Source organism: Candidatus Aquiluna sp. IMCC13023, assembly GCF_000257665.1.
Classification (GTDB): Bacteria; Actinomycetota; Actinomycetes; order Actinomycetales; family Microbacteriaceae; genus Aquiluna.
Window position 1 is genome coordinate 445,901 of sequence record NZ_AJKR01000003.1, and the last position, 27,000, is coordinate 472,900.

The 27,000-nt window shown below is 51.8% G+C and carries 26 protein-coding genes; 16 read left to right on the forward strand and 10 right to left on the reverse strand.

Features of this window, described 5'->3' with window-relative positions:
* Positions 1-7 precede the first annotated feature (7 nt).
* Entirely contained in the window at positions 8-1,171 is a 1,164-nt protein-coding gene (locus IMCC13023_RS05965) for an MFS transporter (RefSeq protein ID WP_007542331.1), read from the forward strand.
* A complete protein-coding gene (locus IMCC13023_RS05970) occupies positions 1,168-2,244 on the forward strand; it encodes an NADH:flavin oxidoreductase/NADH oxidase (protein WP_007542333.1) in 1,077 nt (358 codons plus the stop codon). Before IMCC13023_RS05965 ends, IMCC13023_RS05970 begins: the two co-directional genes overlap by 4 nt.
* On the opposite strand, the gene IMCC13023_RS05975 is transcribed toward IMCC13023_RS05970, so the two are convergent.
* Positions 2,234-3,271 (reverse strand): hemolysin family protein, encoded by a 1,038-nt coding sequence (locus IMCC13023_RS05975; protein WP_040325289.1) that lies wholly within the window; start codon positions 3,269-3,271, stop codon positions 2,234-2,236. The genes IMCC13023_RS05970 and IMCC13023_RS05975 overlap by 11 nt on opposite strands.
* Complete coding sequence (locus tag IMCC13023_RS05980) at positions 3,264-4,568, reverse strand: hemolysin family protein (RefSeq protein WP_007542337.1); 1,305 nt, start codon at positions 4,566-4,568, stop codon at positions 3,264-3,266. The genes IMCC13023_RS05975 and IMCC13023_RS05980 overlap by 8 nt, the downstream gene beginning before the upstream one ends.
* Positions 4,569-4,683: 115 nt before the next feature.
* Between IMCC13023_RS05980 and IMCC13023_RS05985 the strand changes: the two genes are divergently transcribed.
* Complete coding sequence (locus tag IMCC13023_RS05985; protein ID WP_081478866.1) at positions 4,684-8,403, forward strand: multifunctional oxoglutarate decarboxylase/oxoglutarate dehydrogenase thiamine pyrophosphate-binding subunit/dihydrolipoyllysine-residue succinyltransferase subunit; 3,720 nt, start codon at positions 4,684-4,686, stop codon at positions 8,401-8,403.
* Entirely contained in the window at positions 8,403-8,996 is a 594-nt protein-coding gene (locus IMCC13023_RS05990; protein WP_007542342.1) for a GDSL-type esterase/lipase family protein, read from the forward strand. The genes IMCC13023_RS05985 and IMCC13023_RS05990 overlap by 1 nt, the downstream gene beginning before the upstream one ends.
* On the opposite strand, the gene IMCC13023_RS05995 is transcribed toward IMCC13023_RS05990, so the two are convergent.
* Both IMCC13023_RS05995 and IMCC13023_RS06000 read right to left on the reverse strand, forming a co-directional pair.
* On the reverse strand, positions 8,993-9,235 hold the full coding sequence (locus IMCC13023_RS05995; RefSeq protein ID WP_007542344.1) for a zf-HC2 domain-containing protein: 243 nt from the start codon (positions 9,233-9,235) through the stop codon (positions 8,993-8,995). The genes IMCC13023_RS05990 and IMCC13023_RS05995 overlap by 4 nt on opposite strands.
* The gene (locus tag IMCC13023_RS06000) at positions 9,232-9,819 is read right to left on the reverse strand and encodes a sigma-70 family RNA polymerase sigma factor (protein ID WP_007542345.1); all 588 of its coding nucleotides are present in this window, start codon (positions 9,817-9,819) and stop codon (positions 9,232-9,234) included. Before IMCC13023_RS06000 ends, IMCC13023_RS05995 begins: the two co-directional genes overlap by 4 nt.
* Before the next feature lie 122 nt (positions 9,820-9,941).
* Between IMCC13023_RS06000 and aroA the strand changes: the two genes are divergently transcribed.
* Genes aroA through IMCC13023_RS06020 form a run of 4 tightly spaced genes read left to right on the forward strand, consistent with a single transcriptional unit; the run spans position 9,942 to position 14,183 of the window.
* On the forward strand, positions 9,942-11,213 hold the full coding sequence (aroA, locus tag IMCC13023_RS06005; RefSeq protein WP_007542346.1) for a 3-phosphoshikimate 1-carboxyvinyltransferase: 1,272 nt from the start codon (positions 9,942-9,944) through the stop codon (positions 11,211-11,213).
* Positions 11,210-12,211 carry a ribosome small subunit-dependent GTPase A gene (rsgA, locus tag IMCC13023_RS06010; protein ID WP_007542348.1) on the forward strand — a complete coding sequence of 334 codons (1,002 nt, stop codon included), beginning with the start codon at positions 11,210-11,212 and terminating at the stop codon, positions 12,209-12,211. Before aroA ends, rsgA begins: the two co-directional genes overlap by 4 nt.
* Positions 12,212-12,219: 8 nt before the next feature.
* Positions 12,220-12,996 (forward strand): inositol monophosphatase family protein, encoded by a 777-nt coding sequence (locus tag IMCC13023_RS06015; protein WP_007542350.1) that lies wholly within the window; start codon positions 12,220-12,222, stop codon positions 12,994-12,996.
* 2 nt (positions 12,997-12,998) lie between these two features.
* The gene (locus IMCC13023_RS06020) at positions 12,999-14,183 is read left to right on the forward strand and encodes an MFS transporter (protein ID WP_007542351.1); all 1,185 of its coding nucleotides are present in this window, start codon (positions 12,999-13,001) and stop codon (positions 14,181-14,183) included.
* Here the strand turns inward: IMCC13023_RS06020 and glpX are convergent.
* Entirely contained in the window at positions 14,180-15,157 is a 978-nt protein-coding gene (gene glpX / locus IMCC13023_RS06025; RefSeq protein ID WP_007542352.1) for a class II fructose-bisphosphatase, read from the reverse strand. The two genes, IMCC13023_RS06020 and glpX, sit on opposite strands and share 4 nt — an antisense overlap.
* A 36-nt stretch (positions 15,158-15,193) precedes the next feature.
* Positions 15,194-15,607 carry a hypothetical protein gene (locus tag IMCC13023_RS06030; RefSeq protein WP_007542353.1) on the reverse strand — a complete coding sequence of 138 codons (414 nt, stop codon included), beginning with the start codon at positions 15,605-15,607 and terminating at the stop codon, positions 15,194-15,196.
* Between the two features lie 113 nt (positions 15,608-15,720).
* Between IMCC13023_RS06030 and cysK the strand changes: the two genes are divergently transcribed.
* Entirely contained in the window at positions 15,721-16,671 is a 951-nt protein-coding gene (gene cysK / locus IMCC13023_RS06035) for a cysteine synthase A (RefSeq protein WP_007542354.1), read from the forward strand.
* Positions 16,668-17,198 (forward strand): serine O-acetyltransferase, encoded by a 531-nt coding sequence (gene cysE / locus IMCC13023_RS06040; RefSeq protein WP_081478868.1) that lies wholly within the window; start codon positions 16,668-16,670, stop codon positions 17,196-17,198. The genes cysK and cysE overlap by 4 nt, the downstream gene beginning before the upstream one ends.
* A gap of 37 nt (positions 17,199-17,235) precedes the next feature.
* On the opposite strand, the gene IMCC13023_RS06045 is transcribed toward cysE, so the two are convergent.
* Complete coding sequence (locus IMCC13023_RS06045; protein ID WP_007542356.1) at positions 17,236-18,132, reverse strand: DMT family transporter; 897 nt, start codon at positions 18,130-18,132, stop codon at positions 17,236-17,238.
* A 54-nt stretch (positions 18,133-18,186) separates the two neighbouring features.
* Between IMCC13023_RS06045 and IMCC13023_RS06050 the strand changes: the two genes are divergently transcribed.
* Positions 18,187-18,786 (forward strand): nitroreductase family protein, encoded by a 600-nt coding sequence (locus IMCC13023_RS06050; RefSeq protein ID WP_040325297.1) that lies wholly within the window; start codon positions 18,187-18,189, stop codon positions 18,784-18,786.
* Here the strand turns inward: IMCC13023_RS06050 and typA are convergent.
* A complete protein-coding gene (gene typA / locus IMCC13023_RS06055) occupies positions 18,783-20,684 on the reverse strand; it encodes a translational GTPase TypA (RefSeq protein WP_007542360.1) in 1,902 nt (633 codons plus the stop codon). The genes IMCC13023_RS06050 and typA overlap by 4 nt on opposite strands.
* An 86-nt stretch (positions 20,685-20,770) precedes the next feature.
* On the opposite strand from typA, the gene IMCC13023_RS06060 reads away from it, so the two are divergent.
* The gene (locus tag IMCC13023_RS06060; protein WP_007542362.1) at positions 20,771-21,367 is read left to right on the forward strand and encodes a nucleoside/nucleotide kinase family protein; all 597 of its coding nucleotides are present in this window, start codon (positions 20,771-20,773) and stop codon (positions 21,365-21,367) included.
* Here IMCC13023_RS06060 and IMCC13023_RS06065 read toward each other — a convergent pair.
* Entirely contained in the window at positions 21,364-21,999 is a 636-nt protein-coding gene (locus IMCC13023_RS06065) for a DedA family protein (RefSeq protein WP_007542364.1), read from the reverse strand. The two genes, IMCC13023_RS06060 and IMCC13023_RS06065, sit on opposite strands and share 4 nt — an antisense overlap.
* 147 nt (positions 22,000-22,146) lie before the next feature.
* Here IMCC13023_RS06065 and IMCC13023_RS06070 point away from each other — a divergent pair, with 147 nt between their 5' ends.
* The 3 genes from IMCC13023_RS06070 (at position 22,147) to IMCC13023_RS06080 (ending at position 25,251) form a co-directional block, all read left to right on the forward strand.
* Positions 22,147-22,701, forward strand: coding sequence for a hypothetical protein (locus tag IMCC13023_RS06070; protein ID WP_007542372.1), 555 nt, complete (start codon positions 22,147-22,149; stop codon positions 22,699-22,701).
* 9 nt (positions 22,702-22,710) lie between these two features.
* Positions 22,711-23,826 carry a calcium/sodium antiporter gene (locus tag IMCC13023_RS06075; protein WP_007542373.1) on the forward strand — a complete coding sequence of 372 codons (1,116 nt, stop codon included), beginning with the start codon at positions 22,711-22,713 and terminating at the stop codon, positions 23,824-23,826.
* Between the two features lie 72 nt (positions 23,827-23,898).
* Positions 23,899-25,251, forward strand: a complete 1,353-nt coding sequence (locus IMCC13023_RS06080; RefSeq protein ID WP_007542376.1) for a dihydrolipoyl dehydrogenase family protein — start codon at positions 23,899-23,901, stop codon at positions 25,249-25,251.
* A gap of 72 nt (positions 25,252-25,323) precedes the next feature.
* Here the strand turns inward: IMCC13023_RS06080 and ychF are convergent, their stop codons facing one another.
* Positions 25,324-26,397, reverse strand: a complete 1,074-nt coding sequence (gene ychF / locus IMCC13023_RS06085) for a redox-regulated ATPase YchF (protein ID WP_007542378.1) — start codon at positions 26,395-26,397, stop codon at positions 25,324-25,326.
* Between the two features lie 36 nt (positions 26,398-26,433).
* Here ychF and IMCC13023_RS06090 point away from each other — a divergent pair, with 36 nt between their 5' ends.
* Positions 26,434-26,997 (forward strand): exonuclease domain-containing protein, encoded by a 564-nt coding sequence (locus tag IMCC13023_RS06090; RefSeq protein WP_050816767.1) that lies wholly within the window; start codon positions 26,434-26,436, stop codon positions 26,995-26,997.
* Positions 26,998-27,000: the final 3 nt, after the last annotated feature.

Sequence of the window (27,000 nt, forward strand, 5' to 3'; positions counted from 1 at the left end):
GTGAAGCGTGAAACTTCTAAAGCCCAAATTCGCAGTCTGCTTCTTTTTCTTCTCCGGTGGGGCGTCCCTTGCGCTTTGGGCTGTTCACATTCCCCTAATTGAGCGAACCGTTGGGATTGGTTACGTCACTCTTGGAGCATTATTTATGTTCTCAGGTTTGGGTGGCTTCGCGGCAATGCAGCTTTACGGCTGGATTATTGACCACATTGGAGCAAAAACTGCAACCAGAATCGGTGGCCTTGTCGTAGGCCTTTCACTATTGGGCCCGGCATTGGCACAAGATGTCTGGTCACTCGGTCTCGCGATATTTTTCCTTGGGTTTGGAATAGCTGGGGTGGACGTTGGCATGAACGCTGCGGCCCTTCAGGTCGACAAAGTCAATAAACGTGCGATCTTTACTTTTTTCCACCTGTTCTGGTCCGTCGGAGGCCTCTTTGGCGCAGCTCTAGGCTTCGCTACTATTTCTGCAGGATTCGATCAATCGCAAACCCTCAGCATCACGGGTGTGGTGTTGAGCGTCACTGGAGTTATTGTCGCCGGTTGGCTGCTGCCTAACGAGGTTGTCGCGACCAAAGAAGACAAAAACAAAAATCGTGTGGCCTCAAAGGCAAACCGCCGAGTGCTGCCGCTTGTTATTCTGGCCGGGCTAATGGCATCGGCTGGGGCGATTATTGAAGGCGTCGCACAGGATTGGTCAGCGCTTTATTTGATTGACATTCAAAACGTTGGCGTTGCCGCAGCCGCTTGGGGTCTTGTCGCCTTCAATTTAGGAATGATCACCGGTCGTATTTTTATCGACCGAATAGTCGAAAATAAAGGGCGCGGTTTTATTATTCGCTGGGGATCACTGCTGGGTGGAGTCGCAATAGCTGCCCAAGCAATCGCTCCTACCTTCGAAATATCCCTTGTACTTTGGTATTTTCTTGGCCTTGGTATCTCTGGTGTAGTACCTCAAATCTTTGCAGCCGGAGGCGAGATCGGTGAAGCTACCCACTCGGGCAGAAACATGGCAAGAGTTGTTGGAATAACATACGTTGGCGCGTTAGCTGGGCCATCGGCAATTGGACTCTTAACCGCTATCTACCCCTTGAATGTTGCAATCGGCTGGGGTACGGCACTCGCGATATTTATTCTGGTTGCAAACCCTAGATTGGAAAAACTAACGAAATGACCAAGCTATTTAGCTCCATAAAGATTCGCGATCTTGAAATCAAAAACCGGCTGTGGGTGTCTCCCATGTGCATGTATTCCTGCGAGGGCCAGGACGGCATTGTTGGCCAATGGCATCTGGTTCACTTGGGATCCAGGGCGATGGGAGGCGCGGGCATGGTGATAGCCGAGGCCAGCGCTGTCAGTCCAGAAGGACGCATCAGCCCTTGGTGTCCGGGGCTTTACGATGACAACCAGATTGCTCCCTGGAAAGTGATCACAGATTTTATAAGAGAGCAGGGTGCCACTAGCGGAATACAGCTTGCTCACGCTGGACGTAAAGGCTCAGCTCATCGGCCAACATCAGGTTCTGGTTCGGTAGCGACATCCGAGGGCGGTTGGGAAACCTACTCCGCCTCATCAGACGCTTTTGAAGGGCTTGCTGCCCCCAGAATGCTGGCCATTAGCGAAATGCCAAGAATCATTGCGGATTTTGTCAGTGCCGCGTTGAGGGCTCAAAAAGCAGGGTTTGATTCGATCGAAATTCATGCTGCCCACGGTTACTTGCTTCACCAATTTTTGTCACCGATTTCTAATAAGCGTGATGATGCCTACGGCGGACCACTTGAAAACAGGGCCCGATTACTGCTTGAGATAGTCACCGAGGTGCGAAAGGCAGTGGGCGAGCAAATGCCTGTTTTCATTCGGTTCAGCAGCACAGATTACGTGGAGGGGGGCTGGGACCAGGACCAAACCAATCAAGTTGCCAACTGGTGCCAAGAACTTGGGGCGGATCTATTCGATCTTTCCTCAGGTGGGCTTATCACGGGCGTAAAGATACCGACTGGACCCGGCTACCAGGTTGAGTTTGCTAAAAGCGCGAAGCGAGCAACTGGCTCAGAAGTTGCGGCGGTTGGTCAAATTACTAACGCAGCCCAAGCCGAGCAGGTTCTTTCCGAAGGCTTAGTTGATGTTGTGCTTGTGGGTCGCGAATTTCTGAGGGATCCATACTTTGGACTACGCGCGGCAGCGGAGCTTTCGGCAGAGATAGAGTGGCCGCACCAATATGAACGAGGCCGCTGGCCTAACGCCTAGTGGCGTCCTCGATTTCGCCCACGAGTTCCTCGATTATGTCCTCAAGAAACAGGCAGCCGACGATTTCTCCAGACGAACTAAAACTTCTAACGATGTGAGCTCCACTCTTTCGCATCTGAGCCAGCGCATCCTCAAGGTCAGTTGTTTCGGGAATGGAAATCATTGCCCGTAAGCGCTTAGAAGGAAGAGCTCTTGTCATCTCAGCCGGGTCGTTAGTGAGCCCGTCTTTTATGTGCCAATAGCCAACGATGTCTTCGCCGGTTCCCTTGACTGGATAGCGACTGAAGCCATGCTCGGACACAGCGGCCTGGAGATCTCCGGCATTAGAGGACAGCGTCATAGTGACCAAATCGCCTATTGGAACTGCGACATCGCGAACCGTCTTCTCTGTGAATTCAAAAGTCTTTTCAATCGTGCCGGAGCCGTCGGCGAGCGTTCCCTCTTTTTGGCTTGCAGAAACAAAGCCTTCTACCTGATCCAAAGTAAAGGCAGTATTCGCTTCATCTACCGGCTTGAATCTAAAAATTATGAGAATCAGGTTTGCAATTTGATTCAGCACCCAAACCACCGGCTTCACAAGCTGAGCAATGACATAGAGAATCGGAGTCAAAATCAGCGAAGTCCTGAGCGGCACAGAGATTGCGATATTTTTAGGGATCATCTCACCGATCACGACGTGTAGATAAGTAACAAGAATTAGAGCAATTACGAAACCAGTAACCGCCGAAGCCGCCTCTCCGATGCCGATTGCCTGCAAGGGAATTTCAACCAAGTGGTGAATCGCAGGCTCTGCAACAACGAGTATCAATAGCGATGCAACAGTAATTCCAAGTTGCGCAGTAGCGAGCATCAGCGACACCCGCTCCATCGCACGCAGGGTAATCTTCGCCGCGGGGTTTCCGGCTTCGGCTCGAGGCTCAATTTGAGAACGCTTAGCGGTGATAACGGCGAATTCAGCACCGACAAAGAATGCATTTGCCACGAGCAGCAAGACAAACCAGACCAGTCCCATTAGATCGCTACTCATCGATGACCACCACCGGTTCAAACTTGATTCGGTCTACTCTTCTGGCTTCCATTTTTAGAACAACCAGGCGCCCACCTGAAATCTCAACCTGATCACCAGTTTTTGGAATTCGTCCAAGCTCGCTCATCAAGAATCCCGAGACAGTGTCGTAATCCTCGTCCTCGGCTATCGAAAGCCCGAATTCCTCGAGCTCAGCTGGTCTAGTAAGGCCGCTGAAGGCAAGTGAGCCGTCTGCATACTGAAGCAGATCTGATCGTTGTCTATCGTGTTCGTCGGACAGTTCGCCCACAAGTTCCTCGACCGCATCTTCGAGAGTAACTATGCCCGCTGTTCCTCCGTACTCATCAATCACAATTCCGAACTGCAGCCCCCTGCCCCTAAGTTGCAGTATCAATCGATCCAGGGCCATGGTTTCTGGCACCCGAACCGGCTCAACCATCAATGCACTGACTGGAACCTGGTCGCGGCGCTCAACTGGAACACCGATGCCGCGCTTTAGATGCACTACCCCAACGATATCGTCAGCATCCTCACCGGTGACTGGGAATCTTGAATGGCCAGTTGTTGAAGCAAGCTCGATTAGATCGCGAGCGGAGGATTCTCTTTCTAGAGAATACATTTTTGGCCTAGGAGTCATTATGTCGCTGGCCAATAAGGCGCTCATCGCCAGAGTTTTTTCAAGGAGTTTTGCGGTGTCCTGCTCGAGTGAGCCCAGAGTTGCACTGCGCCTAACCATTGACACCAACTCATCGGCAGTCCTGGCACTTGACAGCTCTTCCCTCGGTTCAATTCCGAATCTTCTAACCAGCCAGTTGCCGTTGTCATTCATGATGCGAACCAGCAGCCTAAAAACCCAGGTAAAGCCAAGTTGAAAGCCAACGACTATTTTCAGCACGCGCTTGGGAGCCGAAAGCGCCATGTTCTTTGGCACCAACTCTCCTATCAGGAAAGAAAAAACGGTTGCAATCGTCATCGCCAGAACAACTGCCAAGACCCTTATGCTCTCAGGCGATAAATCAAAGCTCGTCAGCCAGGGGCTTAGCATTCTGGTCAACGCCGGTTCCGCGACAAACCCAGTTAGCAAGGTCGTGAGAGTGATTCCAAGTTGAGCAGATGACAGGTGGGTAGATGTTTTCGCAACAGCTCGGATAGGAAGGTCCAGACCCTTTTCCCCAGAGTCTCGATCAGCCATCAGCTGAGCTCTGTCGGTGCTGATTAGGGAAAACTCGCTAGCGACAAATAAGCCTGTGCCAAGAGTCAAAACCACAGCAAAAGCAAGCAGAAGATAGTCGTTCAACCAATCACCTGCGTGTAACTACGTTTATCAAGCTCCATTTCAATTTAACTATAGCCAATCAAGTGGCTAGACTTAGAGGGTTTTCCATAGGTTTTTTTCGTTCTAAGGGGCACCCTTGTCGGGCAGCGATACTAATAATTCTGAAAATGACTTCGGCGCCAATCAGTGGCTTGTGGCCGAGATGTACGCCCAGTGGCAGGAGAACCCGGATTCGGTCGACCAATCCTGGCTCCCCATTCTGGAGCGCTACCATCTTTCTAACCAAGCAGGTACTGCTGCACAAGGACCGAGCACAGGCTCTATTACGGTAATTGATACCGATTCGACAGTAGTCACAAACTTTGACCCCGATGCACCGTCGCCTCCTACAGAGGCAATAACTATTCCAATTGCAAAGACCTCAGATGAAGCTCCTAGGACTGCGCCGGTTCCTGCAGACTTGCCGTCCACCGACTCTCAAGCCATCACCCTGGAAGAATTCAACGAGCAACGGGAAGTAAAAATACTGAAGGGCATGGGTAAAGCTCTTGCCGCCAATATGGACGCGTCGGTATTTACGCCAACTGCCACCAGTGTCCGTCAAGTGGCGGCGAAACTTCTAATTGACAACAGAATTGTCATCAACTCGCACCTGAAAAGAACCAGGGGTGGAAAAGTCTCCTTCACCCACATCATTGGCTTCGCAATCGTTCAGGCATTGAAGGTCTTCCCTTCTCAAAACGTCTTCTACGAAGAGGTTGACGGAAAACCGGCAGTTGTTTCCCCGGCCAATATCAACTTCGGACTTGCGATTGACATCCCAAAGCCAGATGGCACGAGAGCGCTTCTGGTTCCAAACATAAAGCGAGCTCAAAAGATGAATTTCGCGGAGTTTGTGAGCGCTTACGAAGAACTAGTTGCCAAAGCCAGGCAGAGCAAACTAACCGCAGAAGACTTTCAGGACACCACCATTTCTCTTACTAACCCAGGTGGTATTGGAACTGTTCATTCGGTTCCAAGGCTTACCAGTGGCCAGGGCTGCATTGTGGGAATCGGAGCACTTGACTATCCAGCTGAGTTTCAGGGCCTGTCCGACGAGCAACTTGCCAACCAGGGAATTGGAAAGACAATAACGGTTACCTCCACCTACGATCACCGAGTTATTCAGGGTGCTGGCAGCGGGGAGTTTCTGAAAATAGTCAATGAGCTTCTCTTGGGTGAAAGGGAGTTCTTCGAGCAAATTTTTGCTGACATGCGAATCCCGTATTCCCCGGTGGTCTGGTCAAGCGATTTCCACTGGGACATCGCCGACCAATCTGGCAAAAACACTCGAATCCAGGAATACATCAACGCTTTCCGAGTACGTGGGCATCTCATTGCAGACATTGACCCTCTTGAATATGTTCAGCGCTGGCACTCCGACCTCGATATCCGATCTTACGGACTCAGCCTTTGGGACCTAGATCGAACCTTCAAGACCGCTGGTTTTGGAGGAAGATCAAAGGCTAAGTTCCGGAACATTCTTGGTATTCTTCGAGATTCTTATTGCCGAACAATTGGCGTTGAGTACATGCACATCCAGAATCCATCGGAGCGCATTTGGTTTCAAGACAGGCTGGAGCGACCATATCAAAAAACGACCAAGGAAGAGCAATTTAGGATTCTAAATAAGCTCAACGAGGCCGAGGCTTTTGAGACTTTTCTGCAGACCAAGTTTGTCGGTCAGAAAAGGTTCTCGCTAGAGGGTAGCGAGTCACTAATTCCCGCATTAGATCAGATCTTGCAGGCAGCAGCGGACGCTGAATTGAACGAAGCGGTCATCGGAATGGCCCACCGTGGTCGCCTGAATGTTCTGACGAACATAGCTGGTAAGACCTACGGACAGGTCTTCCGAGAGTTCGAGGGCTCCAACGATATTTCAAGCGTCCAAGGCTCTGGAGACGTGAAGTATCACCTGGGGACTGAGGGTGTATTCACTTCGGGTCACGGCACTCAAATCAAGGTCTCACTTGCCGCGAACCCTTCTCACCTCGAGGCTGTTAACCCAGTTCTCGAGGGTATCGTGAGAGCAAAGCAGGACAAGCTTGGGAACCCAGAGAACAACCCAATTCTTCCAATCTTGATTCACGGTGACGCGGCTTTTGCTGGTCAAGGTGTAGTCCTAGAGACTCTTCAAATGAGCCAGCTAGAGGGCTATAAGGTCGGCGGAACTATCCACGTGATCGTGAACAACCAGGTTGGATTCACAACGGTTCCAAAAGACGCACGATCGAGCCTGTATGCGACCGACGTAGCCAAGGCAATTCAAGCCCCGATCTTCCACGTGAACGGCGACGACCCCGAGGCTGTTGTCAAAGTCGCGCAGTTGGCATTCGAGTACCGACAGGAATTCAAGAAAGACGTTGTCATTGACATCGTCTGTTACCGCCGACGTGGTCACAACGAAGGCGATGATCCTTCGATGACGCAACCTATGATGTACAACCTAATTGAGGCAAAGCGCTCGGTTAGATCTCTTTACATGGACAACTTGATTGGCCGTGAAGACATCACCAAAGAGGAATTCGACGAAGCGAACCAACGCTTCCAGCACAGCCTTGAACAGGCGTTTATAGATGTTCACGACGCCATGACAGCTACCGTTGCACTCCAGACGCGACCAGATGGAATTGGAACCACGGCCAGCGAGAAACAAGAGCTTCTTCGACAGACCGCCATTCCTCAAGAATTGGTAGAAGCCATAGGTAATGCTCACGGCAACGAGCCCGAGGGCTTTAGCGTGCACCCAAAGCTTGCCCAACTGCTCCAAAAACGAGTTGATATGTCCAGGAACGGCGGAATCGACTGGGGCTTTGGGGAGCTACTGGCTTTCGGCTCCCTGTTGGTAGAAGGCGTAAACATCCGACTGGCGGGTCAGGACAGCCTTAGAGGAACTTTTGTCCAGCGCCACAGCGTGTTTTACGACAGAAATAATGGTCAAGAATGGACTCCCATTCGATACGTTTCGGAGCAGCAAGCCAAGTTCGAAGGTTACAACTCTTTCCTTAGCGAGTATGCAGCACTCGGTTTCGAATATGGCTATTCCGTAGAAAGACCCGACACTCTTACGCTTTGGGAGGCCCAGTTCGGTGACTTTATCAACGGTGCCCAAGTGGTTGTGGATGAGTTTATTTCCAGTGCCGAGCAAAAATGGAGCCAAAGCTCCTCGCTGGTAATGCTCTTGCCTCATGGGTATGAAGGTCAGGGCCCAGACCATTCATCAGCGAGGCTAGAGAGATTTCTTCAGTTGTGCGCCCAGAACAACATGACCATTGCACAGCCTTCAACTCCAGCTAGCCACTTTCATTTGCTTCGCAGACAGGCCTACACAGTGCCAAGAAGGCCGCTTGTCGTGTTCGCTCCGAAATCCATGTTGCGCCTCAAGGCTGCTTCCAGCTCCGTTCAAGACTTTACAGAGGGCAACTTCCGGCCACTGATAAATGACCAGCAGAACTTGGACCCGGCAAAAGTTACCAAGTTACTATTCTGCTCCGGCAAGGTCTACTGGGATCTTTTGGCTGAGAGCCAAAAACGCGGAACCGGTGACACGGCAATAGTTAGACTCGAGCAGCTCTACCCAACTCCCGTTGAGGAAATGAAGGCCGCGATTTCTCAGTTCCCAGAAGCGGAGCTGAGATTTGTTCAAGATGAGCCAGCGAACCAAGGAGCATGGACTTACCTGGGACTGTTCATGCCCAAGTACGGAGTCAACTTCAAGGTGATTGCTAGAGCTGCATCGGCATCTCCGGCAACCGGTTCGGCCAAGAGACACGCTGCCGAGCAAGCAGATTTGGTCAATAGAGCATTTAGCGACTGATGTCTGACCTGCGCGTCGTGATCCTCGGTGACGAGCTCCTAACTGGAGCTGGTGACCCCAAAGGCATTGGCTGGCTAGGCAGAGTTCAAGCCCGCTTACCCGTAGATAGAGACGTTGCAGTCTTCGCTCTGCCAATGATCGAGGAGACAACCTCGGATCTTTTGGGTAGATGGAAAACTGAGGCGACAATCAGGTTTTCCAAGGACAGTGAAAATTACTTGGTATTAGCACTAGGGTCCAGCGACGTTCGATCCGGCATAACCATATCGCGCTCCAGATTAAACCTCGCCTCGCTTCTAGATGACGCAGTTCGTGAGGGTATCAAGGTTTTGGTTCTTGGCCCTACTCCCACCGGTGTCCCAGAATTTGACTCAGAGGTCAAGCACCTGTCAGAGGGCTTTTCGGATGTTGTGAAGCGACGACAGCTTACATACGTGGACTGCTTTAGTCCGCTAGTGGATCATGAGGGTTGGCTATCAGAAGTTACTAATCACCCAAAGCAGCTGCCCGGTCAAGTTGGCTATGGCCTAATTGCTTGGTTGGTGTTGAATCGCGGTTGGTTCGAGTGGCTGGGTCTAGCTCAATCAGATTAGTCGTGTTGCTGGATCTCTCTTAGCCGAACCATGACGCGTTCCGCCAACTGCTCAGCTGGAACTTCATCACAGGCACGCTGGATTACCTGATTAAAAATAACCTCAATGTCGTAGTGGCTTTCGCAGGAATCACAGTTAGCAAGGTGAGCGGTTACTTGTTCAAGCTCTTCTTCGTGAAGTTCAGAGTGAAGGTACTCGTGGACGCCTTTTTTTACTTCTTCGCAGTCGACTTTTTTCAACCTTCGACCTCCACTCCTGTGTCGTATCCTTCTTGCTTTGCGTAATCTTGCAACAAAGTTCTCAGTAATTTCTTCCCGCGATGCAATCTTGACATAACAGTACCAACCGGCGTGCCCATAATGTCAGCTATTTCTTGGTATGGAAGGCCCTCAACAACCGCGTAGTAAACCACCATTCGGAATTCTTCTGGGATTTGGTCAAGCGCGTTTTTGATTGCAAGCGAGGGAAGGTTCTCCATGGCTTCTATCTCGGCGGACCTCGATGCCCTTGAAGTTACTGACTCCCCTTGGCCAACTTGCCAATCTTCTAGATCGTCTAACGCAGTCTTTGCCTTGTCTTTGGCCTTCTTGTTGTAAAGATTTATGTGAGTGTTGGTCATTATTCGAAACAGCCAGGCCTTCAGGTTGGTTCCCTGCTCAAACTTTTCCCAGGCCACGAAGGCCTTTGCAAAGGTTTCCTGAACTAAATCCTCGGCGTCGCTTGGGTTCCTGGTCCACCTTAGAGCAGCTCCGTATAGCTGAGGCATTATCGGCAATGCCTGAGCCTCGAAGCTTAGGATTTTTTCAGATTTTTTAGAAGGCATTGTTATCAAGTGTAACGTCCACCCAAAAATCATGAGCATGGTTGGAGAATTGGCGACAAAACCTTTCAAGTTAGAGGCGCCCCGGCAAGCCGATAACCCCCATTCCTTGTATCTTTGGAGTGATGATCGAGTTTCCAGCCTGGCCCGCGCCGCTATCTTCCAAAGTTAGCGCCGAAATTTTGCTGCCCGGAAGTAAGTCGCTCACAAACCGCGAGCTTGTGCTCTCGGCGTTGGCAGAAGAGCCAACCGAACTTGTTTCACCTTTGGTATCCCGAGATACCGAGCTCATGATTGCATCTCTCAAGGCACTCGGAACCAAATTCTCGTGGCAAGGTTCGGACTTGCTGGTTACCCCAGGAGAGCTATTGGGGCCCGCAAGAATTGATTGCGGTCTTGCCGGGACCGTCATGCGATTTGTCCCGCCGCTGTCGATGCTGGTAGATGGACAAGTTAGCTTCGATGGTGACGCTGGTGCAAGAGCGCGCCCGATGAAAACCACAATCGAATCAATGCAGGCATTGGGGGCCGAAGTTACTTCGGACACCAACTCACTACCGTTCACAGTAAATGGAACCGGCTCGGTCGTTGGAGGTACTCTAACCATCGATGCTTCGGCGTCCTCGCAGTTTGTCTCAGGGCTTCTGCTAAGCGCCGCCAGATTTGATCAAGGCCTAACCCTCACCCACGAAGGTCGCAGCCTACCTTCGCTTCCTCACATCGAAATGACCCTGCACACCTTAAGAAGAAGGGGCGTTAGAGCTGAAGCGATCGACAGCTCCACCTGGCGGGTAGAGCCCGGGCCAATTTCGGGAGGCAGAGTCGTTATTGAACCAGACCTTTCAAATGCGGGCCCCTTTCTTGCAGCGGCCATGGTCACCAACGGAACAGTCGAGATTCCAAACTGGCCAAAAACCACAACTCAAGTTGGAGATCACTACCGAACACTTCTGACTCGCATGGGTGCACACATTGAAGTTCTAGAAGATGTGCTCACCATTTCAGGTTCTGGAGTAATAAAAGGTATCGAAGCGGACTTGTCTGAGGCCGGCGAACTGGCGCCGACAATTGCAGCGCTCGCTGCACTAGCGGTTAGCCCAAGCAGGCTGATCGGCATCGGGCATCTTCGAGGACACGAGACTGATCGCCTCGCGGCGCTGGTGGCCGAAATAAACAACCTAGGCGGCAACGCTAAAGAGCTTGCGGATGGAATCGAAATTACCCCTCAACCCCTGCACGGAGGGGTTTGGCACACCTACCACGACCACCGAATGGCCACCAGTGGGGCGATTATAGGTCTGGCAGTAAGCGGCGTAGAAGTAGAGAACATCGAAACCACCGCCAAAACCATGCCTGGCTTTTCGAAGATGTGGCTTGACATGCTTGGGGCAGAATGACCTGGTCTAGTGCTGATCGCATGGATCTAGATGAGGATGATGTTCGCATCAGGCCAAACCCTAAGGGTTCCAGGCCAAGAACTAAGCGACGTCCGGACTTCAGTAAAGCGCCACTGGGAATGGTTTTAGAGGTTCATTTGGCTAGGTATCGAATCCTTACAGATGAAGGAACCGAGATAACAGCGACATTAGCCAAAGAGCTTCGGAAAGACGGCTGCGTGATTTGCGATCGAGTGCGGCTAGACGGTGATGTCACAGGCGCCTCCGGCGCACTGGCCAGAATCGTGGGCATTGAACCCAGAAAGAACGCCCTTTCAAGATCAGCCGAAGACGGCGACTCACTAGAGCAAACAATTGTCGCCAACGCGGATCAACTAGTGATCGTTATGGCCGCAGCCAACCCCGAACCTCGTTCGAGGCTTGTCGACAGGTATTTAGTGGCTGCTTTTCACGCTGGACTAAAGCCGATTTTGCTTATGACTAAATGCGATCTTGCGGACCCAAAGGATTTCATCGACAGCTTTCAAGGCTTTGACCTAGAAATCATTCAAACCTCGGAAAATGCCCCGAACTTGGAATCACTAAAACAAATGCTCGCAGGCAACACCACTGTGTTTGTGGGGCACTCCGGAGTTGGCAAAACCACCATTATCAACCAAATAGCTCCGGATTTTATCCGTGCGACCGGGATAGTAAATAAGGTCACCGGTAAAGGCCGCCACACTTCTAGCTCCGCTCACGCCATTAGAGCTCAAGGCGGCTGGCTGGTTGACACCCCTGGAATACGAAGCTTTGGCCTTTCAAACATCGATGCCGATGGCCTCCTCAAGGGCTTTTCGGACTTGAGTGACGCCAGTAGCGACTGCCCTCGTGGTTGCACCCATCTTGCCGATTCGCCTGATTGCGCTTTGGATCAAAAAATGCTGGCAGGAGAAATTTCGGCCCTAAGACTGGACTCACTCCGAAGACTGCTCGCGTCACTTTCCTCGGTAGATTAGGTAACAAGATGAATGATTTAGAGCTTGCCCAGGTCCTAGCGAATGCCGCCGATGAAATATCACTATCGCGCTATCGAGCACTTGATCTAAAAGTAGAGACGAAACCCGACCGGACACCGGTAACCGACGCCGATCAGGCAGTTGAAGCAAAACTTCGGGAATTATTGAAGCTTTATCGCCCAGCCGACTCCGTTATCGGAGAAGAATTCGAAAATACCGGTGATTCGCACAGAAGCTGGATTATCGATCCGATCGATGGCACCGCAAATTATCTTCGAGGTGTTCCGATTTGGGCGACATTGATTGCTCTTCGAGTTGATGGCGAACTGGTTGCCTCAGTGGTCTCCGCACCTGCCTTGTCGAGGCGCTGGTGGGCCGCTAGCGGCAAGGGAGCCTTCACCAAAGACATTGATGGCACAGTGAGAAAGCTGGCGACATCGGGCATCTCAGAGCTTGCCGATGCGACTCTAAGTTTTAATTCATTGGAGCAATGGCGTGACGCCGGATACTTGGATCAGCTACTGGAGCTTTCAGTCAAGGTTCATAGAACTCGCGCTTATGGCGACTTCCTGAGCTACATGTTCGTAGCCGAGGGTGCTATTGAGATCGCGTCCGAGCACGATCTGAAGATCTACGACATCGCAGCATTGGTGCCTATTCTCCTCGAGGCTGGCGGCATGATCACCGCATTTACCGGCCCATTAGAAAATGACTCCTCAACTGTTTTAGCAACTAACGGAAAGCTTCACGAAAAAGCACTTCAAATTCTTCAGACAGACGCTTAGCTTTGACCGAACGACGGACAAAGTGGCTGGCGATAGTAGCAATCGCTCTACTTGCACTGAACATGAGAACCGCCGTTAGCTCATTCTCGCCCTTGGTTACCTTCATTCAAGACGAAATCTCACTCCCAATTGTGACCATTGGTCTACTTGGGATCGCGGCTCCACTGGCGTTCGCAATTGCAACCACAATGGCAAACGCTCCAACCAGAAAAATCGGTGTTGAAAAAACACTTATAGCCACCTCTCTGCTGATTATTGGCGGTCATGCTCTAAGGGCGCTGTCCTGGGACTCGACCGCGCTGTTTGTCGGCAGCATGATGTGTCTTTTGGGCATGGGTATTGGAAACATCCTGATGCCTGTAATGGTTCGTAAATATTTCCCAAACCGAGTGGGTTTGATCTCTAGTTTTTACATTTCACTAACAGCACTAAGCGCATCAGCAGGATCATTCTTGGCTGTTCCGTTCGCGGAATTAGGCGGCTGGCGCTTTTCGCTCGGGCAGTGGGGATTGATGGCGGCGCTTACCTTGCTGCCGCTTATTGCCCTTCGAAAAAACTCCACGCCTGAGAAGCCCCTGCCGGGTGTGATCAAGCAAAAAGCCATCTGGCGCTCGCCAACGGCTTGGGCAATATTTGGGACTCAAGGAATGACTTCGGTCTTTGGCTACGTGAGCTTTGCGTGGCTGCCGCTTTTACTACTTGAACACAACTCGGTTAGCGTGGCGGAAGCCGGTGCACTCCTATCTCTCTTTGCTATTTTGGGACTTCCAGCAGCACTGATAGTCCCCGGGCTGGCAGTGAAGTACACCCAGCTCCACGCGCCGATTATCTGGTTCTCAAGCGCCATGGGTATGACCGGAGCTCTGGGGATACTTTGGACCGACGGGTCACACCTCTGGGTTTGGGTTGGGGCGCTAGGCCTTGGGCCCACGATGTTCCCGCTTGCTCTTACCCTTTACAACCTGCGCTCAAGAGAGCGAAGCACTGTGCTCGCCGTTAGCTCATTCGGGCAAGGAATGAGCTACACAATGACCACGATTATTGTGTTTTTGGTTGGAGTGTTCCGAGAGATCACCGGAGGCTGGGAATTTGCGTTGTGGATGTTCTTTGGGGTGGCGTTATTTAGCGCGTTGATGGGCATTCAAATTGCTAAAAACCACTTTGTTGATGACGAGTTAGTGCACTAGAGCCAGCGGTCGGCCTTGTGCTCGGCCAAAACTGTTCTAACGGTTCCGGACCGTCCCCTAATTACTAGTGACTCGGTGATGATTGTCTTGCCGAGTTTTTTGACACCCGAAAACAGCATTCCATCGGTTACCCCGGTGGCTACAAAGAACGTATTGTCAGACTTCACCATTTCGTTGGTCTCGTAAACGTATTCAAACTTCAAGCCAGCCTCGAGGCCACGATTTTTTTCCTCCTCGTCGCCAGGAGCAAGGATTCCTTGAATGAGACCACCCAATGCTTGAATACCGCAAGCGGTAATAATTGCTTCGGGCGACCCGCCTTTGCCGACGCACATGTCGATTCGTGAATTTGTTCTGGCTGCCTGAAGGCCACCGGCAACATCGCCGTCTCGAAGCAACCTGGTCGCCGCTCCAGCAGTTCTAATTTGATCCACAAGCTCAGCGTTATATTCGCGGTCCAAAACTGCGACCAAAATCTCAGTCACCGGCTTACCGGTGACCTTTGAATAGGCACGAAGGTTTTCATCCATTGACTGCCTAATGTCACACACACCGATACCGGCAGGGCCGGTCACAAACTTGTCCATCTTAAAAATCGATGAAGCATCAAGCATGGAACCGCGATCCGCTACCGCTATCACAGAGATCGCATTCTGCCTTCCGGCCGCGGTAAGCGATGTCCCGTCAATAGGGTCTACTGCGATGTCAACCTTAGGACCGTTGCCAGTTCCGACGATTTCACCGTTGAACAACATTGGTGCGTTATCTTTTTCGCCCTCGCCGATCACCACAAGGCCCTCGAAGTTCACGGTTCCCAAGAAAGCTCGCATTGCATCTACTGCTGCGCCATCCGCTGCGTTCTTATCGCCCTTGCCGATAAATGGATAGGCGCGAATTGCCGCGGCTTCGGTCGCTCGCACCAACTCCATTGCCAAGTTGCGGTCGGGATGCAGTTCCGGAGGCGATGAGTTCATGCTCTTAGGTTACTGAAGCCAGAAGTGCTGCCACGGTTAGTTTGAAAAATCAATGCCGTAGCCGGAGCACTTTTCGGAGATACTCGCGGTTAGTTCAGCAACCTTATTTGAAGTTCCCTGTGCGGGGCTTGATTGGCTTAGTTGTTTGGCAAGTTCACCAAGGTCAGCTGCTAATTCAGTCGATAGTAAAAAATCAACCTGATCCCCGACAATCGAATCGATTTGAGCCACCACACCCGAGTCAACTAAACCTTGCTCATAGGCCCCAGAAATACCGCTAAGGGTCGAACTGAGAGCCTTGCACGCAGCTGCGTCTGCTGCCGTGGAGGCTACTTCTTGAATGCTGCAGCCAGCAAGGCCAAATACGCCGATTCCTACAAGAACAGTCAAAGTGAGTTTCTTCATCGAGACAAAGAGTATTTGCGATCCCTTAGCTTTTGACTTAGCCACTCTTGTTATCTGAATACCCGGTGAATACTAAGTAGGTAACAATCCGCAATAAGGACTAATGCGCCCGTCACTTTAGTTAGAATCTTGTAGCCTCGAAATTTAGGACTGACTTATTGCGTATTTATAAGAACATCACCGAAGTGTTCGGAAACACCCCTCTGGTAACTCTGAACAAAGTAACCGACGGCGCCAAAGCCACGGTGCTTGCCAAACTTGAGTTCTACAACCCATCGTCTTCCGTGAAGGACCGACTGGGAATTGCAATGGTGGATGCCGCAGAAAAATCGGGAGCACTAAAGCCCGGCGGGACTCTAATTGAGGCCACGAGCGGAAACACTGGCATTTCTCTAGCCATGGTCGGTGCGGCACGCGGCTACAAGACAATCATTGTCATGCCCGACTCCATGAGCATGGAGCGCAAAATCTTGATTCGTGCCTACGGAGCAGAACTAGTACTGACCCCTGCAGCAGAGGGCATGAAAGGCTCAGTTGCCAAGGCCGATGAATTAGGCAAGACAATCGAAAACGCAGTGATGATGCGTCAGTTTGATAATGAAGCCGGCCCCGACATTCACCGAAGGACCACCGCCGAAGAAATTTGGGCTGATACCGACGGCCAAGTCGCTGCCCTGGTTGCAGGAAGCGGCACCGGAGGAACGATCACTGGAACATCACAGCGTCTAAAAGAACTGAACCCAAAGATAAAAAGCTTCGTTGTTCAACCCGCCGCCTCTCCCCTGCTAACAGGAGGCGACGCAGCCGGACACCCCCTTGCCGGAATCGGGCCAAACTTTATCCCATCAATTCTCGATACCGATAGCTATGACGAAGTCATAAGCGTCGAAAACGCCACAGCATTTGAATTCGCGAGGCGAACCTCGGCCGAAGAGGGTATTTTGGCTGGAATCTCTTCGGGAGCTGCTCTTTGGGCAGCATGCCAGGTGGCAACTCGACCGGAGTTTGCCGGCAAGCAGATAGTGGTGATAGTTCCCTCATTTGGTGAGCGCTATGTGTCTTCAACTCTTTACCGTGACCTGCAAGATGAATACCAGAGCAAGAATTGAGCATTAGGGAAGACATTCGCGCCGGACTTGAGCGCGATCCAGCCACATTGAGTGCATGGGAACTGTGGTTCACATCCGCGGGACTTCACGCGGTTTGGCTATATCGCCTAGCTCACAGATTGTGGAAGCTCCGGCTTCGCACGCTGTCAAGAATGATCTCAAACCACGCTAAATTCTTCACTGCAATTGAGATTCACCCCGGTGCGACAATCGGGAGACGGTTCGTGATTGATCACGGCGTCGGCGTTGTAATTGGTGAAACAGCAGTGATAGGCGACGATGTATTGGTTTACCACGGCGTAACCTTGGGCGGTAAAACCCTAGACCCAGTAAAGCGCCACCCAACGGTTGGAGATCGAGTAATTATTGGTGCGGGGGCAAAGCTGATTGGCAATATCAACATTGGTAATGATTGCGCCGTTGGCGCTAACGCCGTAGTCACCAAGGACATGCCAGCCGGCACTGTTGCGGTCGGTGTTAATGCCAGATTGCTGAATATTACCGGAGACGATCTGTACCTGATCTAGCTCCTAAAATGCTTCCGAAGCCCATTCGAAATTCCGATTAGGCCGGAGTTTCTGGAATCTCTCTTTTTTTCTCAGTGCCCCCGGCTAAGTAAAGACCTATAGCAATAAGCGGTAATCCAACGGCCAGCCCGATGGTGATCGGCTCGTTCAAAAATACGATACCCAAAGAAAGCGCGACGGCGGTGTTGACGTAGGTAATCAGAGTGGCTCTGACTGGACCAACCTCTTGAATCAACATGAAGAAAACCACAAACGCCAACGCGGAACACACCAGACCCAAAACTATGATCGCCCAAATGCTCGAGGTGGTCGCCAGAGCCAGCTCATCACCCAAGCCGGGCAAAGAAAATGGCGCGTAGATGATTGAAACCATCGCCATGCTGACACCAATTACTCCTGCGCTCGGAACATGGTTTAGCTTTCTGCTTGCGATAATCGGGGCGATCGAGTAACCAACCGCAGCCAAGATGACCATCATCACAAATAGCGGGTTCACTGCCCCTAAGAATGAGTCAATTCCAACCAAGACAACCACACCGAAGAAGCCGATAAGCATTCCAGCCAACGAGCGTGGACGAAGAGCCTTTCGGTCTTTCAGGAAGATAGCCAGCACCGCTACTGCAAAAAACGGCACGGTAGCAATCAGTAGGCCTGCAAGACCGGAAGATATATTTTTCTCAGCCTCGGTAATCAAGAACCAAGGGCCTACCATCTCGATGAGTCCAAACATCACCACATAAGGCCATGCTTTTAGCGCTGGCTTTAGCCCCCCGGTCAAAGCAGCGTAAGGAATCAGAACCAGTGCGCCAAGAAACGTCCTGGCAAACACAATTGTTGGCGTTGAGAAACTTTCTAAGGCAAGTGCGATAAAGAAGTATGGAAGGCCCCAAAATAGGCCAGCCATTGAAAAAAGAACCAAGCCTCTTGTCGACACCTGCCAATAGTAGCGTCTAGGACTAATAGTCAGTGAACTAGAGTTGGGGCAATCATGACTAACGACTTACTAAATAAACCTGCCGAAACCACCGCCGAATTACACCCCTTGATCCGTGACCGGTGGAGTCCGAGAATCTTTGATTCAAGCTACAAAATGTCTGACGCCGAAGCTCTGGGCCTTGGCGAAGCCTTCCGTTGGAGCCCGTCGAGTAGCAACCACCAAAATTGGCACGTGGTAATTCTGAGATCTGGAACCGATCTCTTTGTGGAAATGTCAGAATCAGGACTCAAGGGATTTAACCAAGCGTGGGCGCCACAGGGCTCTGCCTATGCGGTGTTGCTGGCCGATACAAAATTTGATGGTGAACCAAGAAGTCAAGCTGCAACCCACTTTGACGTTGGCCTTGCAGCCAGCCAGCTGGTTACCCAAACCGAAGCCATGGGACTTAAGGCCCACTATATGGGAGGCATCAATCCCGATATCGTCTCAGACATAGTCGGCGCTAAGGGCCGCGATGTTATCTGCGTGATTGCAATTGGCAAGCAAGGAAAAATCGACAACCAGAGCCCGGAGTTAGTTCAGCGTGAAGTAGCGACGCGAACTCGCAGAGACCCGTCCGAAATCTATTCAATAGATTCCAAAATCGCTTAGTTCTCTGAAGCGCGCTTTCTAGCAGATGCGTGGCGTGCTCGGACGTTCGCATCAAGCTCCAGCTTTCGGATTCTGGTGGCTTCGGGCGTAACCTCAACACATTCGTCTTCGCGAGCAAATTCGAGGCACTCTTCCAAAGAAAGCTTCTTGGGAGGGGTTAGGCCAACAAAGTTATCAGCTGAAGCAGCTCGCATGTTTGTCAGCTGCTTTTCCTTGGTGATGTTGATGTCCATGTCATCAGCCCTGGAATTTTCTCCAACGACCATTCCTGCATAGACCTCGCTGGTTGGCTCCACAAAGAATGATCCGCGCTCTTGAAGTGCGATCATCGCAAATGGTGTTGCAACACCGGCACGATCTGAAACCAAGGATCCATTCTGACGAGTAATAATCGGTCCGAACCACGGCTCGTAGCCGGCGGCCAGTGCGTTCGCGATACCAGCGCCCTTTGTTATGGTCAAGAACTCAGTTCTAAATCCGATAAGTCCGCGTGATGGAACCATGAACTCAATTCGTACCCATCCAGTGCCATTGTTGGTCATGTTGACCATGCGGCCCTTGCGAGCGGCCAGAAGCTGCGTGACAGCACCCAAGAACTCGTCTGGAGTGTCAATGGTCAGGTCTTCAACCGGCTCGTGAACCTTGCCATCGACCTTCTTGGTAACTACCTGTGGCTTACCAACTGTTAGCTCATAACCCTCGCGACGCATCTGCTCAACAAGAATGGCTAGTGCAAGCTCACCTCGCCCCTGAACCTCCCAGGCGTCTGGACGCTCGGTTGGAAGGACTTGAATCGAAACGTTACCAATCAGCTCGCGGTCTAGGCGGTCTTTCACCAAACGAGCGGTTACTTTGGCACCCTTGACCCGGCCTGCCATAGGAGAGGTATTAATGCCGACGGTCATCGAGATCGCAGGATCGTCAACTGTAATTCGTGGAAGCGGGCGAACATCATTGGGGTCACAAAGTGACTCACCGATGGTGATGTCTTCGATACCAGCAACAGCGACAATGTCGCCAGGGCCGGCGCTATCGATTGGCATTCTTTCAAGAGCCTTTGTTCCAAGCAGCTCTGTAATCTTCACGTTCTGCGTGGTCCCATCCTGACGAGCCCAGGCAACTGTCTGGCCCTTCTTGATTTCGCCGTTGAAGATCCTAAGCAAGGCTAGGCGACCAAGGAATGGGGAGGAGTCAAGGTTGGTGACGTGTGCTTGCAGTGGTGCACCCTCTTCGTAAGAAGGAGCCGGAATGTACTTCAAGATTGCTTCAAACAGTGGCTCTAGGTCCTCCGAGTCCGGAAACTCTCCATCGGCTGGCTTGTTTAGTGATGCCCGACCAGCTCGGCCTGAAGCATAAATAACAGGAAGATCCAAAATTGCATCGACATCCAAGTCTGGAATGGTGTCATGCAAATCAGAGGCGAGGCCTAGGAGTAGGTCGTGACTTTCCTCAACTACCTCGTCGATTCTGGCGTCCGGACGATCGGTCTTGTTTACAAGTAGCACCACAGGCAGTCTTGCTTCAAGTGCCTTACGAAGCACGAAACGGGTTTGTGGCAATGGGCCCTCTGATGCATCAACTAGAAGTAGTACACCGTCGACCATGGACAAACCGCGCTCAACTTCGCCACCAAAATCGGCGTGACCCGGGGTGTCAATAACGTTTAGGACGATCGACTCGCCCTTGGCTGCAGGTCCTTCATAGCGCACCGCAGTGTTCTTGGCGAGGATGGTAATTCCCTTTTCACGCTCAAGGTCACCGGAGTCCATGACGCGCTCGTCCTGTGTTCCGTGGGAGGCGAAAGAGCCAGTCTGGCGCAACATGGCGTCCACCAAAGTAGTCTTACCGTGGTCCACGTGGGCGACGATGGCTAGGTTCCTGAGCGCGTTGTTTTTCATTTTTATATAGACCTTGGGTTGGTAAAATTCTGAGGAGGCTGGAATAGCCTTTCTAAGCTTACGGGTATTCCGCCTAAACTCGCCATATGCCGCGAAATTTGCTTAGCTACGAAGACGCCTTGATATCGGTTCATTCCAAGCTCGACGTCCTTATAAATACAAAAAACACATCAATAGTTCTGATTGACGGCAGAGCCGGGTCCGGAAAGTCGCGCTTCGCCGGTCAGCTCGCGGACCTAATCTTTCAATCCGAGAAGCAACTCCCCAAGCTAATCCACATGGACGATCTATATCCGGGATGGCATGGCCTTAGGGCAGGGTCGGCTTATCTGAACCGAAGCATCCTTGGGCCCATTTCTAAAGGAAAGCAAGCCAATTGGCAGGTCTGGGATTGGCAACTTGGCGAGCGAGGCATGGCAAACGAGCCAGCAAATGGTTGGCGCAGTTTTGAAGGCGGCAACCTAGTTATTGTCGAGGGCTGCGGTTCTGTGTCTTTGGCATCCAGCGAACAAGCGGACCTGACCATCTGGATGGAAAGCGATTCAAGCCAGAGAAAGTCGCGATTCTCGAAAAGAGATCAGGGACAGTTTGACTCTTATTGGGACACTTGGTCTATTCAAGAAGATGAGTTTTACGGGGAAGAACAATCAGGCAAGTTGTGCGAGATTTGGGTTCAAAACTAGACGCGGTTCGCCCGCCAAGTTCGAACTCCAGCAATAACGCTGAGGGTGATTACAACAAGTGCGATTATGTAGACCGCAGATCTGACGCCCGGGATCGAATAGGTAAAGTAACCGGCGATCGTTAGGCCCGATCCCCAGACAACCGCACCAACTGCGTTTGCACTGAAAAACTTGTAGTAGTTCATCCTGCTAATGCCGGCCAGTGCGGGCATTATTACTCTGCCCCAGGGCACAAACCTTGCAACAACAATTGACCACCAGCCGTAGCGCTCGTAAAACTGATCTGACCTGACTATGGCTTTCTGCAGCCATTTGCCCTGACGCTTATCGAGGTAAGGGCGTCCATAGTGCCGACCGAGAGTGTAGCCAACCTGGTCTCCGAGCCAGGCGGCTACGCCGACTCCTATAACCATGACAAAAATGTTTATTGAATCAGCGTTGGCTGCCGCAACTAGGCCAGCGGCAAACACCAAAGAGTCCCCGGTTATAAATGGGATAAAGGCACCTATGAACAAGCCGGTTCCGGCGAATACGAGGCCAAAAACAACTGTGTAAAAAAGAATTGGACCGATTGAATCGAACCAACTGACGATATCGTCAGAGACTGAAAGGCGGATTGCGGTCGAAAGCACTGCCTAATTCTATCTTGGTAATTTTACAAAAAAGCTTGAGTGCTAAAGCCAGACCCCCCTTGCTTTTTTGCAAGAAGCGACACGATGCCAATCCGGCCCGCATGAGCCGCACTTGCCAGAAGGCAACTTGGAGGAGACGATATAGCAATGAATCTCGATTCGGTGAGCGCCGAAACCAAAGCCTTGATCGCTTCGGCAGCAGACCGATTGTTGGCCGCTGGTGCAAACCCGGAGCAGCTTGCAGTATCGACGCCTGCTCGCAGACTTCTTGGAATCCTCCCTCGCTCTGCTTCGTACAAAAAGGCAGGCGAGGGCTTTTTGCTTGGCGCGCTTGTGGTCACTACTCATGGGGATGTGTTTGAACCAGGCTTGATAATCAGGGCGAGCCTCAAGGTTTTTCCAGGACATCAGGCTCAGAGCGCTCAAGAACGCCTGGAACTTAGGAGAAAACTTCTGGCCGCTAAATTTCCAGAGGACAGCGCCGTCTTAATTGACCCTCGTCGACTGCCGATAGATGACTTGGATCAACTGGCAAAGGAAAATGGACCGCTGGTGCTTAAAGAAATAGTTGTCGACGGGATTCGAACCCAGCAACTTCTGGTCCGCTGGATGTCAACTGCTTCAGACTCGGATCTTCGACCGCTCAAAGATTACCTGAATGAGCGGGTTGAGTTGGCAGTAACCGGAATCACCGAAGCGTAAGCTACAAACGTGAATATTTCCGACATTTTGATGGTTATAGCCGGTTTGATACTTCTAATAGCGGGAGGCGAGGCTCTTGTTCGTGGTGCATCAACACTTGCTTCCAAAGTGGGATTATCTCCACTGGTAATTGGTTTGGTAGTTGTCTCTGCCGCCACCTCCGCTCCTGAATTTGCGGTAACGGTTGGGGCGGTTCTGGATGGCGAACCTGACCTAGCTGTGGGCAATGTCGTGGGTAGCAATATTGTGAATATTTTGGTGATTCTTGGAATTTCGGCGATCATCAGTCCGCTGGTCATTAAACGTCAGCTGATTAGGTTCGATATTCCGGTAATGGTGGGGCTATCTCTGTTGCTTGTGCTGGTGAGCCTGGATGGCAGGATAAGCGTCTTCGATGGGATGTTGTTACTTGCCGTTCTTATTTTCCACATAATCATGAGCATCCTAATCGGCAGGCGAACTGCTATCGAGCCCGATGACAAGCCAAATGAGCTTCCTCTTAATAGCAAACCCGTATCACTTTGGCTGGCCGTAACCTTACTTGCGGTCGGGATTGGATTATTGGTGCTTGGAGCTCAATTGTTGGTATCGGGTGCCGTAAATATTGCTACCGGGCTCGGCGTGAGCAGCCTGGTTATTGGACTTACCGTTGTCGCCCTTGGCACCTCGTTGCCAGAACTTGCAACCTCGATCATTGCAATCAGGCGCGGAGAAAGAGACATGGCGGTTGGAAACATCGTCGGGAGCAACCTTTTTAACATCGGTTTAGTGCTTGGGCTGCCGGCTGTTATTTTCGGCCAGGGCATTCCTGTCCCCTCCGCAGCGATCGCACTTGACCTTCCTCTAATGCTCGCTGCGGCAGTTGCACTGCTGCCAATTGCATTCACCGGCTTCATAATTGCGCGTTGGGAAGGCGTGATGTTCGTGGCACTCTATGCCGCCTACACTCTTTATCTCGTGCTGGCATCAACAGAGCACGATTCGGCCCAAGGCTTCACGATTATCATGCTGTGGTTTATCTTGCCACTGCTTGCTGTCACCATAATTGCCGTCACTTCGTATGAGGTTGGTTTACTAAAGGGCCGAAAAGAACGAGGCAATCTCAAAGATGCACGAAGCGGCTAACTCGCTGTCAATCTCTTTCTAAGGGGAAAAGCCAAGCTCCACCAAGTGTCATGGGCGTGCAATGCTTGCATCATGACCGACAAATTCGACTTACTCGTAATCGGTGCTGGAGTGGCCGGAATGGCAGCTGCAACCAAGAGCTCCTCGCAGGGCCGGCGGGTCGCCATCGTCGATGCACTTCCCTACGGAGGAACCTGCGCGCTTCGCGGATGCGACCCGAAGAAAATCCTGCGCCGCGGAGCAGAAATCGTTGATGCCGCGCGTTTGCTCAAGGGCAAAGGCATTGATGGTGATCAACTCACCATCAACTGGGCTGACTTGATGAAGCACAAACACGGCTTCACCGACCCCGTTCCGAAAAACATGGAAGAACACCTTCGCTCACAAGGCGTGACAACGCTCCATGGAGAGGCGGCGTTCACCGACGACACGCACGTGGACATCGATGGCAGCATCTATGAGGCTAGCAACATCCTTATCGCAACCGGCGCCCGTCCTCGCGAACTCGACTTTCCCGGGCATGAGCACCTCATCGACAGCACTGACTTCCTGAATCTACCGAATCTGCCACCCCGGATCGCGTTCATCGGCGGTGGCCTCGTGTCCTTTGAGTTCGCACACATCGCAGCGCGAGCTGGAAGCTCCCCCGTGATTCTTGACCGTGGTGACATCCCTCTGAAAGAATTCGACCCCGACCTCGTCGAACTTCTTCTAAAGCGCGGCGAAACCGCCGGGGTTCACGTCCGACGCAACACGAAGATAGTCAGCGTGGTGAAGATCCCACAGGGGTTTCAGATAACCGTGCAACGCGGTGAGGAAACAACCACGATCGAAACCGACCTCGTCGTGCACGGTGCTGGGCGTGTTCCGGATCTCACCCGCATGAGCCTCGATGCCGGCGTCGTCGCCTATGGCGATCGGGGCATCACTGTCTTAGGCCACCTGCAAAGCACCACGAACCCTCATGTTTACGCGGCAGGCGATTCCGCGGACACTCCCGGCATGCCCCTGACCCCGGTCGCAGTGTTTGAGGCCAAGGTCGCGGCATCAAACATGCTCAAATCTGACAAGATCACACCGGATTATCGGGCAATACCCGCTGCCGTCTTCACAATTCCCGAACTCGTGCGAGTCGGCATGCTCGAGCATGACGCCCGCGCGGAAGGCTTCAACGTTGACGTGCGCTACTCCGATACCAGTGGCTGGTATTCGAACTACCGGATTGGAGAGACAGCCGGGGCGACCAAGATCCTGATTGACAAAAACACGGACCTCATCATCGGTGCTCATCTCTTCGGTCACCACTATTCCGAAGTTGCCAACACCATTAGCTTGGCCATGAAACACGGCCTGACCACGAAACAGTTGAGGTCGACTACCGCCGTTTACCCATCAATCGGAGGAGATTTGGCGGCGATGCTCTAAGCAGCCTGCACTCGTATCGGCGGATGTCGTCGTATCCGCTAGACGCCTGATCAGAGTAATTTTTAGATCTGGCTAAACGTTAAAGCGGAACTCCACAACATCGCCATCCTGCATTGTGTAGTCCTTGCCTTCGATTCTGGCCTTGCCGAGCGATTTGGCCTGCGCCATGGAACCCGCACTGTCTAGATCATTGAAAGAAACAACCTCGGCCTTGATGAACCCTTTTTCAAAATCCGTGTGAATGACGCCAGCCGCTTGGGGAGCCTTAGCGCCCTTGGGAATGGTCCAGGCTCTAGATTCTTTTGGCCCGGCAGTTAGATAAGTCTGAAGACCTAAGGTTTCAAACCCAATTCTCGCAAGCTGGTCAAGACCCGACTCGTTCTGCCCGAGAGACGCAAGCAACTCATTCGCCTCTTCCGGAGACAGATCGATAAGTTCGGATTCGACCTTGGCATCCAAGAACACAGCCTCAGCAGGTTTCACTAGGTTCGCCAGTTCCCGAAGTCGCTCTGGGCTGCCAAGAACTTCCTCGTCAACATTGAACACGAACAAAATTGGCTTAGCGGTCAGCAGGCCAAGCTCTCGAACTGGCTCTAAATCGATACTTGAAAGCGAAAGTGGAGTCCCGCCGTTTAGGCAAGCCAGTGCTTCATCTATTACTACGAGCACCGACGGATCGACTTTCTTACCCTTGACTTCTTTTTCAAGTCTTGGTCTTGCCTTCTCTAGAGTTTGCATATCGGCAAGAATCAATTCGGTGTTAATTGTTTCGATGTCTCCACCGGCATCAACCTTGCCTTCGACGTGAATGACGTCGCTATCGGCAAATCCACGAACTACTTGAGCAATTGCATCCGCCTCACGAATGTTTGCCAGAAACTTATTTCCAAGCCCCTCGCCCTCTGATGCGCCCTTGACGATTCCAGCGATGTCAACAAAGGAGACTGCTGCCGGAAGGATTCGCTCCGAACCAAAAATCTCCGCCAACCTCTTCAAACGCTGGTCCGGAAGGTTAACAACGCCGATGTTGGGCTCAATTGTGGCGAATGGGTAATTCGCCGCCAAGACGTTGTTTTTAGTGAGTGCGTTGAACAGGGTGGACTTGCCAACATTGGGCAAGCCGACGATTCCGATAGTTAGGGCCACCGGCAAAGCTTATTGCCTCATACTTGTTGCGTGGCCATGGAATTCATAAGCATTGACTTCGAAACAGCTAATTCCTCGCCTGCGTCCCCTTGCGCAGTTGGCCTCGTGCGGGTCTCGGACGGCCAAATAGCCGAAACGCTGTCGATGTTGTTTCGCCCACCTTTTCCAAATAACTGGTTCCACGAGGGAAATATCCGGGTCCACGGAATTAAACCGGAAGATGTCATGGATGCGCCTGAGTGGCAGGAAGTTCTCCCAGAATTATTGCTTTTCACAGACGGTTTGCCGCTTCTGGCTCACAATGCCGCTTTTGACATGGGGGTGCTTCGTGCTTCAGCGGCGGCCGTGTCATTTGATCTACCGAACTTGAGCTATGGCTGCACGCTACTCATGTCCAGGAAGACCTACAACTTAGACAGTTATCGCCTAAACGCAGTCGCCTATGCAATCGGGCACGAAGAATTTGCTCACCACGATGCGCTGGCGGATGCGGACGCCTGCGCAAGGATTGCGCTGGATATGGCCAACCGTCACGAAGTGGACTCTTTAGAGGACTTGCTAATCAAAACCAAGCAGCGTTTTAAGCCCTTATTAGTCTGACCC

Excerpts from the sequence above, each read along its gene's own strand:
- IMCC13023_RS05970 (WP_007542333.1), top strand. The coding sequence starts at position 1,168 with ATGACCAAGCTATTTAGCTCCATAAAGATTCGCGATCTTGAAATCAAA.
- IMCC13023_RS05975 (WP_040325289.1), bottom strand. The coding sequence starts at position 3,271 with ATGAGTAGCGATCTAATGGGACTGGTCTGGTTTGTCTTGCTGCTCGTG.
- IMCC13023_RS05990 (WP_007542342.1), top strand. The coding sequence starts at position 8,403 with ATGTCTGACCTGCGCGTCGTGATCCTCGGTGACGAGCTCCTAACTGGA.
- IMCC13023_RS06000 (WP_007542345.1), bottom strand. The coding sequence starts at position 9,819 with ATGCCTTCTAAAAAATCTGAAAAAATCCTAAGCTTCGAGGCTCAGGCA.
- aroA (WP_007542346.1), top strand. The coding sequence starts at position 9,942 with ATGATCGAGTTTCCAGCCTGGCCCGCGCCGCTATCTTCCAAAGTTAGC.
- rsgA (WP_007542348.1), top strand. The coding sequence starts at position 11,210 with ATGACCTGGTCTAGTGCTGATCGCATGGATCTAGATGAGGATGATGTT.
- IMCC13023_RS06015 (WP_007542350.1), top strand. The coding sequence starts at position 12,220 with ATGAATGATTTAGAGCTTGCCCAGGTCCTAGCGAATGCCGCCGATGAA.
- glpX (WP_007542352.1), bottom strand. The coding sequence starts at position 15,157 with ATGAACTCATCGCCTCCGGAACTGCATCCCGACCGCAACTTGGCAATG.
- IMCC13023_RS06050 (WP_040325297.1), top strand. The coding sequence starts at position 18,187 with ATGACTAACGACTTACTAAATAAACCTGCCGAAACCACCGCCGAATTA.
- typA (WP_007542360.1), bottom strand. The coding sequence starts at position 20,684 with ATGAAAAACAACGCGCTCAGGAACCTAGCCATCGTCGCCCACGTGGAC.
- IMCC13023_RS06060 (WP_007542362.1), top strand. The coding sequence starts at position 20,771 with ATGCCGCGAAATTTGCTTAGCTACGAAGACGCCTTGATATCGGTTCAT.
- IMCC13023_RS06070 (WP_007542372.1), top strand. The coding sequence starts at position 22,147 with ATGAATCTCGATTCGGTGAGCGCCGAAACCAAAGCCTTGATCGCTTCG.
- IMCC13023_RS06080 (WP_007542376.1), top strand. The coding sequence starts at position 23,899 with ATGACCGACAAATTCGACTTACTCGTAATCGGTGCTGGAGTGGCCGGA.
- IMCC13023_RS06090 (WP_050816767.1), top strand. The coding sequence starts at position 26,434 with ATGGAATTCATAAGCATTGACTTCGAAACAGCTAATTCCTCGCCTGCG.